General features: G+C 49.0%; 10 protein-coding genes and 2 tRNA genes. 6 read left to right on the top strand and 6 right to left on the bottom strand.

Going from position 1 to position 11,173, the window contains the following annotated elements; translation table 11 throughout:
• The first annotated feature begins 239 nt into the window (after positions 1 to 239).
• On the top strand, positions 240 to 2,684 hold the full coding sequence (fadE, locus tag BZG80_RS05035) for an acyl-CoA dehydrogenase FadE (RefSeq protein ID WP_077678871.1): 2,445 nt from the start codon (positions 240 to 242) through the stop codon (positions 2,682 to 2,684).
• 92 nt (positions 2,685 to 2,776) lie between these two features.
• Here fadE and BZG80_RS05040 read toward each other — a convergent pair whose 3' ends face one another.
• Both BZG80_RS05040 and dnaQ read right to left on the bottom strand, forming a co-directional pair.
• The gene (locus tag BZG80_RS05040; RefSeq protein ID WP_077678872.1) at positions 2,777 to 4,096 is read right to left on the bottom strand and encodes a TIGR03503 family protein; all 1,320 of its coding nucleotides are present in this window, start codon (positions 4,094 to 4,096) and stop codon (positions 2,777 to 2,779) included.
• An 8-nt stretch (positions 4,097 to 4,104) separates the two neighbouring features.
• Positions 4,105 to 4,827, bottom strand: a complete 723-nt coding sequence (gene dnaQ, locus BZG80_RS05045) for a DNA polymerase III subunit epsilon (RefSeq protein WP_021024163.1) — start codon at positions 4,825 to 4,827, stop codon at positions 4,105 to 4,107.
• Between the two features lie 51 nt (positions 4,828 to 4,878).
• On the opposite strand from dnaQ, the gene rnhA reads away from it, so the two are divergent.
• Positions 4,879 to 5,346: a ribonuclease HI gene (rnhA, locus tag BZG80_RS05050; protein ID WP_077678873.1), complete on the top strand. Its 468-nt coding sequence runs from the start codon at positions 4,879 to 4,881 to the stop codon at positions 5,344 to 5,346.
• A gap of 12 nt (positions 5,347 to 5,358) precedes the next feature.
• Here the strand turns inward: rnhA and BZG80_RS05055 are convergent, their stop codons facing one another.
• Positions 5,359 to 6,084: a class I SAM-dependent methyltransferase gene (locus tag BZG80_RS05055; RefSeq protein ID WP_077678874.1), complete on the bottom strand. Its 726-nt coding sequence runs from the start codon at positions 6,082 to 6,084 to the stop codon at positions 5,359 to 5,361.
• Positions 6,085 to 6,116: 32 nt separating this feature from the next.
• Between BZG80_RS05055 and gloB the strand changes: the two genes are divergently transcribed.
• The 3 genes from gloB to BZG80_RS05070 all read left to right on the top strand — a co-directional run bounded on the left by gloB (position 6,117) and on the right by BZG80_RS05070 (position 9,213).
• Positions 6,117 to 6,875 carry a hydroxyacylglutathione hydrolase gene (gene gloB / locus BZG80_RS05060; protein ID WP_077678875.1) on the top strand — a complete coding sequence of 253 codons (759 nt, stop codon included), beginning with the start codon at positions 6,117 to 6,119 and terminating at the stop codon, positions 6,873 to 6,875.
• 71 nt (positions 6,876 to 6,946) lie between these two features.
• Complete coding sequence (locus BZG80_RS05065) at positions 6,947 to 8,527, top strand: lytic transglycosylase (RefSeq protein ID WP_108744101.1); 1,581 nt, start codon at positions 6,947 to 6,949, stop codon at positions 8,525 to 8,527.
• The gene (locus BZG80_RS05070; protein WP_021024168.1) at positions 8,524 to 9,213 is read left to right on the top strand and encodes a YIP1 family protein; all 690 of its coding nucleotides are present in this window, start codon (positions 8,524 to 8,526) and stop codon (positions 9,211 to 9,213) included. The genes BZG80_RS05065 and BZG80_RS05070 overlap by 4 nt, the downstream gene beginning before the upstream one ends.
• 42 nt (positions 9,214 to 9,255) lie before the next feature.
• Here the strand turns inward: BZG80_RS05070 and BZG80_RS05075 are convergent, their stop codons facing one another.
• Positions 9,256 to 10,098 (bottom strand): endonuclease/exonuclease/phosphatase family protein, encoded by an 843-nt coding sequence (locus BZG80_RS05075; RefSeq protein WP_077461649.1) that lies wholly within the window; start codon positions 10,096 to 10,098, stop codon positions 9,256 to 9,258.
• A 184-nt stretch (positions 10,099 to 10,282) separates the two neighbouring features.
• Here BZG80_RS05075 and BZG80_RS05080 point away from each other — a divergent pair, with 184 nt between their 5' ends.
• Positions 10,283 to 10,681 (top strand): gamma-glutamylcyclotransferase family protein, encoded by a 399-nt coding sequence (locus BZG80_RS05080; RefSeq protein ID WP_158011527.1) that lies wholly within the window; start codon positions 10,283 to 10,285, stop codon positions 10,679 to 10,681.
• A 100-nt stretch (positions 10,682 to 10,781) separates the two neighbouring features.
• Here the strand turns inward: BZG80_RS05080 and BZG80_RS05085 are convergent.
• Positions 10,782 to 10,858, bottom strand: a tRNA-Trp gene (locus BZG80_RS05085).
• A gap of 8 nt (positions 10,859 to 10,866) precedes the next feature.
• Positions 10,867 to 10,943 (bottom strand) — tRNA-Asp (locus BZG80_RS05090).
• Between the last annotated feature and the right edge of the window lie 230 nt (positions 10,944 to 11,173).

Genomic DNA, 11,173 nt, shown 5'->3' on the forward strand with positions numbered 1-11,173 from the left:
ACCCGTATCGTTTTAGGGCTGTCGACTACCGTTATCATCCAGCAAGCGAGCTCGGTCACGTTTGCTTGAATGGCAACCTATCTTTCCATTTGTGCAATAACTGCAGTGAAGATTTTCTGACCTTGCAGGCCAGGTCACACCGTATGATTTTACAATTATTTAATTTTTTGGTTACATTGAGTGGTACGACCTCTTACCACGACGCGTAAGAGCCTAATTAAACCGAAGGAGATGACGTGATGGCAACAGGGTTATATATCGTCGCCATGCTAATACTGGCCGGCGTACTCGCATACCATCGTGCTAAGTTGCTGGTATCGACTGCCGTACTGGCAGCCGGATTAGTTGTAGGGACAGTCATAGGGAGTGTGGGGCAAATTACTTGGTTAATTTTTGCCGTCATTGCTCTACCACTAAATATTGTGACATTTCGTCGCAATTGGCTGAGTAAGCCTGCATTTAAAGCTTTTAAATCCGTGATGCCAGAAATGTCAGCAACGGAGAAAGAAGCGATCGACGCAGGCACCGTCTGGTGGGAAGCCGATTTATTCCGCGGCGCCCCGGATTGGAACAAATTGCATGATATTCCGGCCCCCACACTTAGTGCTGAAGAACAAGCCTTCCTCGATGGACCTGTCAATGAGGTCTGTCGCATGGTTGATGACTACCAGGTCACGCACGAGCTTGCCGATCTTCCCGAAGAGGTGTGGCAGTATCTGAAGGACAATAAGTTCTTCGCCATGATCATCAAAAAACAATATGGTGGCTTAGAGTTTTCCGCATATGCACAGTCTTTAGTGCTGCAAAAACTGTCGGGGGTTTCTGGTGTACTGTCGTCAACCGTGGGTGTTCCTAACTCGCTCGGCCCTGGTGAACTACTTCAGCATTATGGTACCGAGGATCAGAAAGACCACTACCTCCCTCGCCTTGCCCAGGGTAAGGAGATCCCTTGTTTTGCATTAACCAGCCCAGAAGCCGGTTCGGATGCGGGCTCTATTCCAGACTACGGCGTAGTGACCAAAGGCGTTTGGAACGGTGAAGAAGTCCTGGGAATGAAAATCACCTGGAACAAACGCTATATCACGCTTGCACCGGTAGCGACTGTCTTAGGCTTGGCATTTAAGCTACGCGACCCCGATCATTTACTCGGTGATCAAGACGAGCTCGGCATCACTTGCGCATTGATCCCAACCGAGATGGAAGGTGTGCAAATTGGTCGCCGCCATTTCCCATTGAACGTGCCTTTCCAAAATGGCCCGACTCAAGGTAACGAAGTCTTTGTTCCGATGGACTTTATTATTGGCGGGCAAAAAATGGCCGGCCAAGGCTGGCGCATGTTGATGGAGTGCCTGTCTATTGGTCGCGGTATCACGCTGCCTTCAAATACCACGGGTGGGCTTAAATCGGCTGCACTTGCAACCGGCGCTTACGCACGTATTCGTCGTCAGTTCAAATTGCCAATTGGCAAAATGGAAGGGATCGAAGAGCCGCTGGCTCGCATCGCGGGTAATGCCTATGTTATGGATGCCGCGAGTGCGTTGACCGTGACAGGGATTGATGCAGGCGAAAAACCCTCTGTTATCTCGGCAATCGTCAAATATCACTGTACTCACCGTAGCCAGCAGAGCGTCATTGATGCGATGGATGTTATTGGTGGTAAAGGCATCTGTTTAGGGCCGAAAAACTATTTGGGCCGGAATTACCAGGGCTCACCGATTGCTATCACCGTGGAAGGTGCGAATATTCTGACCCGCTCAATGATTATCTTTGGCCAGGGGGCGATTCGTTGTCACCCATTTGTCTTGGATGAGATTCGTGCGAGCGAGAATAGCGATCAGCAAGCGGCACTTGCAGCATTTGACAAAGCACTGTTCGGTCACGTCGGCTTTGTATTTAGCAATGTTGCTCGCACCCTTTGGCTTGGTTTAACCGATGGACGTTTCTCGAAAGCACCACGCAAAGACGCGACACGTCGTTACTACCAGCAGATGAATCGCTATAGCTCTGCGCTGGCACTGCTTGCTGATGTCTCTATGGCGGTATTGGGCGGTAACCTGAAACGTAAAGAGCGCTTATCAGCGCGCTTGGGGGATGTGCTTAGCCAGCTCTACTTAGCATCTGCGACCATGAAGCGTTACGCTGACGAAGGCTACCAGACCGAGGATCTTCCTTTAGTTCATTGGGGCATGCAAGACGCGATGTACCAAACAGAGCAAGCATTGGATGGTTTCCTCGCAAACTTCCCGAATCGTGTGATTGCCGGGTTAGTAAGAGCCTTGGTGTTCCCTCTTGGTAGAGGACGCCGCCAGCCGGGTGATCGTCTGGATGGTAAATTGGCAGTGATTTTACAATCACCTAGTGCGACGCGTGACCGGATTGGTCGTGGCCAATTCTTTGAGCCAGGCAATGCGATCGGCAATATCGAGAAAGCGTTGCATGACATCCTCAAGGCTGAGCCTATCCATAAGAAGGTCTGTGACGGTCTTGGCGAGAAGTTGCCGTTCATGTTCCTGGATCAAGTAGCCGATAAAGGGTTACACGCTGGCGTCATTTCCGAGCAAGAAGCCGACTTACTGCGAGAAGCCGAGCAAGGTCGACTCGAAACAATCAATGTCGATGACTTTGATCCTGCAGAGTTACCTGCCGCGTCAGTCAAAGAAAACAAGATGCATAATGCGGCATAACCGCACTGTATTTTGAGCGCACCACTAAAAGAGAGGGATTTCCCTCTCTTTTTTTATCATTAACCACGGCTAAATTTTATCATTCGCCACGGTTAAACATTTTTATTCGATCCATCGATATCCAGCTCATCCGTCTCTTCACTTGCCTCCTTTGACTCCGCGTCTTTATCTGGTGGCGGAGCTTCAAGCTCTTGCGCGGCTTCAGCTAATTTTCGTGCTTTACGCTTTTTCAGCACAAACCAGGTTGCGGCGCCAATCAAGATGACAAGCAAATTACCTAAGCCAATAATAATGAGAGACGTTGTACGTGCTTCAGCCTGCTCTCTTTCTCGTCTCCGTGCCTCGGCGGCCTCCATCATTGCCTGCTCACGCGCTTCGCGCTCTGCTTCAGCTTGTTCTAGCGCTTCGTAATCTGTAACAGCAAAAGTTTGCTCTGGTAAGGGGAAAACCAGGGAGCGACCCGACAATTGGTCTGTCGCATATAGTGTTGAGCGCCATTTATATTGCCCAGGCGTACTCGCATAGGGAATATCGAGCGAGAGTGTCTCTGACTTTTCCTCACTATGTTTTTGATAAACCGTTGTCTTGCCTTCGGTATCAGTAAACTTGGCATGAACAGACACGCTGCCGGGCTCAATGCTAGCTTGTTCCATTTGGATAGTTAACTGATGCGGCTCATCATCTATTTGGCTTTGCTTAAAAGTCGCCATGAGTGGCGTCGGGTAAACGAGGACTTCTTGCTCAAGGGTACGAAAGAAGATCCCATTTCCCGATGTCACACGTGCTCGATACTTACCTGGCATCACATCAATAGGAAGCGAAACAGTAAAGATCCCATCATTAGGCGCTTCATCCAGCCCTGTTCCATCATCACTAAACTGGCCGAGTGATTTTGGCTGAGGACGTTGGTCAGGATTAAGCGAGGCAGGATCGTCAACAAACTCAGAAAAACTAACGGTGAGATCCACACGCCGAATAAAGTCTCGCAGATTAAGGGGGTCATCACCTAACATTAATCGTGCGGTGAATTTAATCGCTTCACCTTGATAAAGCCGACTGGGCAAATCTTCCACTTTCATGCGCAAGTCGCTCAGCACTTTCACTTTGTTATCAGGGCTAACGCGACCAATGGCTTGCCACGGCCCGGGCATCGGATCGCTAATCGATACAATGTCCATATCAGCCTCTTGATGCCAAGAGACATTATCGGGATGCCGCCATGCATAATATTTGCTTCCGTCAGGCCGAACCAAGACCACGGGCATGCTGGGTTTTTCTCGATAAATGACAAACGCAGCACGCTCAATCGTGGGGTCAACGCGAAAGCGGTTTTCCAGCAGCCGGATTTCTTGCTCGTTGGCGTGTGCCAATAAAGGGAAACAAAAACAAACTGCCCACCACCGCTTTCTCATGCCTGCTCCTACTGCCGCCAAAGACAGCTGCCGTTTTGTTCAATAAAGTCTAACCGCGCTTCATGCGCACTCATTTCATCGGCCGATGCAGGGATGACCTTTAGCGATTTCTGACGCTTAACCGTTCTCGGCGCCATTGGGCTTGCATTATCAGTATCGGTCCCTGCATTAAAGGATAAATCTGTTTGTCCACCCGTCATTAACAGATAGACGTCAGCTAGTATCTCCGCATCCAGTAAAGCCCCGTGTAATGTGCGCCTTGAGTTATCAATGCCATAGCGATCACACAATACATCCAAGTTATTACGTTTGCCTGGGAAGATTTTCTTCGCCATTGCCAAGGTATCTGTGACTGTGCAAATCTCATTGGTTCGCACCGATACCCCGAGGTTTTTAAACTCATGGTCCATAAACCCCACATCAAAGGGCGCATTATGAGCAATCAACTCAGCACCTTGAATAAAGTCGACGAAGGCCTGATGCACGTGCGTATAGGCAGGCTTATCTGCTAAAAATGCATCAGTAATACCATGCACTGAAATCGCTTCAGGGTCGATCGCGCGCGTGGGTTTGATATAGGCATGAAAGTGCCGACCGGTGAGTTTGCGATTGATAATCTCAACGGCACCGATTTCTATAATATTGTGACCTCGGTAGTGAGGCCCACCTTCGCGGTTCATACCTGTGGTTTCGGTATCTAACACGATGAGACGATCGTAATTCGCTTTCATGGCAATAACTGTGTCAAACTTGGCTCAGATGAATAGCCTATAGTATCAAAGATGACCAAGCAGGTAGAAATTTTCACAGATGGTTCATGCCTCGGTAACCCAGGTCCTGGGGGGTATGGTGTGGTAATGCGCTATAAGCAGCATGAAAAAACGCTGAGTGTTGGGTTTACCCTCACCACCAACAACCGCATGGAGTTGATGGCCGCGATTGTCGGGTTACAAGCGTTAAAAGATTCCTGCGAAGTGGTTCTGACCACGGACAGCCAATACGTTCGCCAAGGAATTACCCAGTGGATCCATAACTGGAAAAAGCGCCAGTGGAAAACGGCGGATAAGAAGCCGGTTAAAAATGCCGACCTGTGGCAGCAATTAGATCAGGTGGCAGCCAACCACCAGATCACGTGGAACTGGGTAAAAGGCCACGCCGGTCACCCTGAAAATGAACGTTGTGATGAGCTCGCACGTCAAGCCGCTAACCAACCAACCGAAACAGATGAAGGCTATCAGCCTCCCGCATAAAAGCATGGTGCGCTAACCGCCGTTAGGTACAACTCCCCCTAGCGGCGATACCGCTTGCTTTAGTTTCCAACGGGGCTTAATCGGTTTAAGTGGATAACTGCGTTTGCGCGCCATAATAAGATAAATAGATCCTAACGCGGGCGTTATCATACTGGCGCTACTTTCAACCCACGCATGGCGAGCGTTGGGGCGTTGTGTTGGCCATAGACCCATTTGATGTGCGGCAATGATTTCATAGTTCATGACACTTAACCAATCTTTGACGCGCAGCGGTGAAAACATTCGTCCTCCCCAAGGTAGGCGCTGATGTCGACCTCTAATCAGCTTTTTCATCCCCAGGAGACTGGTTGGATTAACGCCAGAAAGAATCAAACAACCATCGTCAATCATCACGCGATCGACCTCTCTTAGTAATCGGTGCGGGTCGTCGCTATAATCAAGTTGGTGTGCGAGTAAACAGACATCAAAGGACTTTTGGATAAACGGTAAGGCATAGTGGGCAGCCGTGAGGTTACGCATCGGATTGTGTTTATCGACACAGACTTGGTGTTGAATGTTACACTGTTCACTGACTAGCTCGCAGCTTAATCCACCTAATTTAAGCAAATGGTAGCCGAATAAAGTAGGCAGGCACTCATCCAGCCGGGTTTGCAATTGGGTGCGCGCCCAATCACCGTAGGCAACCTGGTCCCATGTATAGGGATAGTCAAACTGATGTTCAATGCGCGCTGGTTTCATTATTAAGGCTCATTCTATCGCTGGAGAACCCAATGCTTCACGTCAAAAGCATACCTGCATTTAACGATAATTACATATGGCTCATTATTAGTGAAGATAATCGATGCGCCGTGGTCGATCCCGGTGAAGCAAGTCAGGTTATTGACTATCTCAAAGCAAATACGTTGACACTGTCTTGTATTCTTATCACACATCACCACTGGGATCATACGAATGGTATTGAGGAGCTTGTCCGTTTCGCACCCAGCGCCCAAGTTATCGGACCGGAGATCAAACCTATCCCGCGCTTAAGTATGGCAGTGGGAGATGGCGATCAGATTGATGTTTTCGATCATCGATTTTTAGTGGTCGGTGTTGAAGGACATACTGATGATCACATCGCTTTTGTTGGCGATGGGAAGCTGTTTTGTGGTGATGCGCTATTCTCTGCTGGCTGTGGCCGCTTGCTTGGGGGCACCGCAGCACAAGCGCTAAATTCGCTTAAGAAGCTAGCCTCCTTACCGATTGAAACAGAGGTCTATTGCGCCCACGAGTATACCGCTGCCAATGTTGCCTTCGCACTCACTGTCGAACCTGAAAACGATGATCTCCATTTGTATCGCGAAGAAGTCAACCGCTTACGCGCTCAGGAAAAACAAACACTACCGAGCACCATTGGACGCGAAAAACGTATCAATCCGTTTTTGCGCATTCATGAGCCAAGCGTGATTCAAGCGGTCAGCGGGCGTGCGCAAGATAACACTGAATTAGAAGTTTTCCGCGCCTTACGTCAGTGGAAGGACGAATTTTGAGCTGAGTCTCTTGTCATCAGTGAGACCAGCCCCTATCATCATCGGCTATTTTGGACGAAGGTTTTTATGCCATGAAGTACCGTTTAGTTTTTTTGAGCACACTGTTGCTGAGCGGCTGTCAGTCAACGGGTGACGCTCAAGACACGGATAATATCGCCCACAAAGCGCCTCCTATTGCGGCCCAGAAGGCTTCATCTGCGCCCACAGAGACCGCAGTAACACCAAAGAAAGCGGTACCTAACCAACCCACGGTACTCTCACCGCAAAAACAAGAGGATGTTTGGCAGCGGATCAGTATGCAACTTTCCTTGCCTGTCCCAAATAATGCATCGGTGAGGCGGTATCGAAATTGGTATTTAAACTACCCTAATCACCTCGCAACCGTGACTGAGCGCGCGACGCCCTTTTTACACCTTATTGTTGAAAAAGTAGAAGATCGTAATATGCCACTCGAGCTGGCACTGCTGCCTGTTGTTGAAAGCTCGTTTGATCAGTTTGCCTATTCTCATGGTAGAGCCGCGGGCTTATGGCAGTTTGTTCCTGCTACGGGGCGACGCTTTGGCTTAGAACAAAACTGGTGGTATGACGGCCGACGTGATGTGGCCCAATCAACCGATGCCGCACTTGATTACCTCGAGTACTTGCACGGCATGTTTGATGGCAACTGGTTACACGCAATCGCGGCGTACAATTCCGGCGAAGGGCGCGTATCAAGAGCGATCCGACGTAACGAGCAGCGCGGAAAACCGACCGATTTCTGGCACCTTGACCTTCCTAAAGAGACCAGCAGTTATGTGCCCAAACTCATCGCACTGGGTGACGTGCTGCGCAATAAAAACAAATACGGTTTAGATCTCCCTGAAATCCCTAACCAACCAGTGTTAACCATGGTCGATCCGGGTATGCAAATGGATCTCGCGTTAGCGGCTAACTATGCCGGTTTGACTGTGTCAGAACTGCAAAGCCTTAACCCAGCCTATAACCACTGGGCAACATCTCCATCGGGCCCAACTCACCTTTTACTGCCGAATGATAAGGTGGCGCGCTTCAATACCGAGCTCGCGAAAAATGAGAATCAGGGGCTTCGTGTCGAACGCTATGCGGTTAAGTCGGGCGATAGCCTAAGTGAGATAGCAGACCAGTATAATACCACGGTAAAAGTACTCAAACGCGCGAATCAGTTACGCTCATCACGCATTCGTGTGGGTCAACGCTTAATGATCCCGGTATCGCTCAAAGATGAGTCTCAATACACGCTAAGTGCTCCTCAACGGTTGGCCGCCTTGCAGGCTGCCGAGCGTGATGGTTATAAGCGTACTCACACAGTACGTCAGGGAGATAGTTTTTGGACGATTGCGCGTCGTTATGACGTGGATTATCGCCAACTCGCGAAGTGGAACGGCATGAGTCCTCGCGACACCTTAAGCATTGGTCAACAGCTCGTTGTGTGGGATAAAGAAAACAATGCACAACGTATTCGCACAATCACCTACCGTATTCGCCAAGGTGATTCACTGAGCACGATTGCACATCGATATAAGGTATCCGTGTCAGATTTAATCAAATGGAACCAACTGCGCCAGAACGCATATATCCAACCGGGACAACAGTTGACACTTCATATTGATATTTCACGGAGTAGTGGCTCATGATGCAAGCCTCAACCAATCCATTTTATGCCTTACGTGACACCGTACTCCGACCAAGTGCGTGTTTCGCCGCACTAAGTCAACGACCAGCGTGGGGCTGGGTTGCTTATTTATTAATGTGCTTGAGCGCGATTGCATTTTGGAGTGCTTATTTTGATCACACGGATGTATCAACCCTTCAGCAAGCACTGGCTCAACAGCTATCCATGCCTCAAGCAGAAGCGGAAAAGTGGTTACAACGAGAAACACTCTTAGCCTCTGAAGTATTGGGAGATTGGTTTGGTCGTGCCGCGGTGATTTTTGCCTTAGCCCTTTGGTTCCGGTTATCCACCAAGCAAGAGGCGCCTAACTTTGGCTATCGTCACTGGTTAGCGGCATCCTGCTTTATTTTCCTGCCGGCAGTCATTGGTGATTTAGCAAGCTATACCAATATGACACTCGCACCGAGCTTTATCCTTCCGGCTCATGCTGATCTCAATAGTCTGAATGGCCTGCTCAAGCTACCGCTGACATCACCCTGGACAGCCTGGGCAGCCAGTTTACCCTTGCTACTACCATGGTACTGGGTCCTCAGTATTACCGCTATTGGTACCTGGACACCATTAAATCAAGGTAAAGCCATTGTTGTCGCCACTCTCCCCTGGGTAGCTGTTTTCGGTGGCTGGGCGATCATCATTGCTGTGAGTTAATCCATTACGGCTGTGGGTTAATGCATCACACGCGACGAGCGCTCACCCTAGCACCTTAAGTTGTGCCTCCATCGCCGCATGATCGGAGGCACCATTATCAATCGCACTGGCCTGCTCCACGGTCAATCCGCGATAGAATATATGATCCAAAGGCAGCCCAAACTTAGTCATCCGCTGGTCCGGTTGAAAATGCATTTCTTGTAAAGACAAACGCGACACCATCGCTCTGACTGCTTCTAATCGCCGTTGCGACCACGTATTAAAATCCCCTGCCAAGATAATCGGTCCATCAACACGTAACAAGGCTTGCTCAAGCGCTGCTAATTGCTTTTTATAAGCCGCCATCGCGTAAGTGAAGTTAATGCTATGAATATTGACCACAGCCAGTCGCTGACCATTGGAAAGCTGATACTCACTGTACAGTGCACTTTTGGGCAAGCGTAAATAGGGCTCTACCGCTGTATAAGCGCAGCTATGGAGAGGATTAACCTGAGAAAGATTCATAACCCCAGCGACCGCATCTTGCATCGCAAACGCATAGGCTTGATCATAATGAAGTGATGACTGTGTAATCCAGCGCGCGAGTTGAGGACCAAAACTCGCTTCCTGTAATAGCATAAGACGATGCGGATCTCGATACTGCGTCAATGCTGTATCCCATTGTGGCCGCTGCTGTTTGTAAATGTTCCAAACCAGCAAAGAGAAATGGCCTTGTTCATCCAGCGGTAATGAATGGGTATAATCAACACATTGGCGATAAATACCAGAGACAGTGTGTAACTGTGACCCATCGGGGACAGTAAAGTAACCATTGACACCCACTATGGCCGTTGGGACTAAAATGGCGCTTCCCCAGGCCACTACCTTGCCAATACGTCGTTTCATGACTTAATTACCACCATAAAGCTCACCACTGAAAGTATAGGTTGCCCCTACATCGGGCGCCGATTTTGCGATCGTTAATGCCTAAATACAAGTGATAAACACACCTTATCACTTGCCGCACACTTGATGTCAGAGATAGGATAGAAAAGCAATGATAACAAGGTGTATTCATGGAGCGACGCCTATGCTCAATAATCTATTTGTTTACGGTACTCTTTGTCCAAACGAAGATAACCACCACCTGCTCGCTGATATGAAAGGGAGCTGGCACAAAGCCAGCATACAAGCAATACGCACCGACCGTGGCTGGGGATCGGCAGCAGGGCACCCAGGGATCGAGTTAAGTGATAACGCAAAGGACAGAGTAAAAGGCTGGTTATTTAAAGCTGACGATCTTTCAACGAGATTAGCGCAGATCGATCAATTTGAAGGCGCGGGCTACCAACGAGTGATTGTTGAAGTGGAATATAAACATACAAGCGGAGAAGACACCAAGCATACCACCGCCTTCACTTATGAACTCTGTTTTAGTCATCAGCCTAATACGACTGGGCCAAGCCAATTCGTCGCCAAAAACGACTAATAAGTGTTCTTACTCATAAACACCAAAACCACCAATAAGCCAGCGTATCGAGTGATACTTGTATAAAAAAAAGCACCGACATAAGTCGGTGCTTTTTAGGTGGCAGGGGTAGAGGGATTCGAACCCCCAACACGCGGATTTGGAATCCGCTGCTCTGCCAGTTGGAGCTATACCCCTATAAGTAGTGGCGGAGTGGACGGGACTCGAACCCGCGACCCCCGGCGTGACAGGCCGGTATTCTAACCAACTGAACTACCACTCCGCACCAATTCTGTCTCATCAAAGTCTTACGCATATCCGCTTTGATGATTAAATATTTGCTAACTAAAGCCTAATACTAAGCGCTAATTAGATTATCTTGTTTGATGCGATGAGGATTTTGAATCGAGACGCGCAGTGTATGCCAATACATGAGCATCGCAGATATCAAAAGCATCGAGCTATCAACAAGATAAGCAATGAGAGCCTGGCGATGTCCTACTCTCACATGGG

The organism is Salinivibrio sp. MA440 (genome assembly GCF_001996265.1).
In the GTDB taxonomy this organism is placed as follows: Bacteria; Pseudomonadota; Gammaproteobacteria; order Enterobacterales; family Vibrionaceae; genus Salinivibrio; species Salinivibrio costicola.

What these genes read in the sequence shown, in the direction of transcription:
- fadE (WP_077678871.1), top strand. Translation starts at nt 240, where the DNA reads ATGGCAACAGGGTTATATATCGTCGCCATGCTAATACTGGCCGGCGTA.
- BZG80_RS05065 (WP_108744101.1), top strand. Translation starts at nt 6,947, where the DNA reads ATGAAGTACCGTTTAGTTTTTTTGAGCACACTGTTGCTGAGCGGCTGT.
- BZG80_RS05080 (WP_158011527.1), top strand. Translation starts at nt 10,283, where the DNA reads ATGCTCAATAATCTATTTGTTTACGGTACTCTTTGTCCAAACGAAGAT.
- rnhA (WP_077678873.1), top strand. Translation starts at nt 4,879, where the DNA reads ATGACCAAGCAGGTAGAAATTTTCACAGATGGTTCATGCCTCGGTAAC.
- dnaQ (WP_021024163.1), bottom strand. Translation starts at nt 4,827, where the DNA reads ATGAAAGCGAATTACGATCGTCTCATCGTGTTAGATACCGAAACCACA.
- BZG80_RS05055 (WP_077678874.1), bottom strand. Translation starts at nt 6,084, where the DNA reads ATGAAACCAGCGCGCATTGAACATCAGTTTGACTATCCCTATACATGG.
- BZG80_RS05075 (WP_077461649.1), bottom strand. Translation starts at nt 10,098, where the DNA reads ATGAAACGACGTATTGGCAAGGTAGTGGCCTGGGGAAGCGCCATTTTA.
- BZG80_RS05040 (WP_077678872.1), bottom strand. Translation starts at nt 4,096, where the DNA reads ATGAGAAAGCGGTGGTGGGCAGTTTGTTTTTGTTTCCCTTTATTGGCA.
- gloB (WP_077678875.1), top strand. Translation starts at nt 6,117, where the DNA reads ATGCTTCACGTCAAAAGCATACCTGCATTTAACGATAATTACATATGG.
- BZG80_RS05070 (WP_021024168.1), top strand. Translation starts at nt 8,524, where the DNA reads ATGATGCAAGCCTCAACCAATCCATTTTATGCCTTACGTGACACCGTA.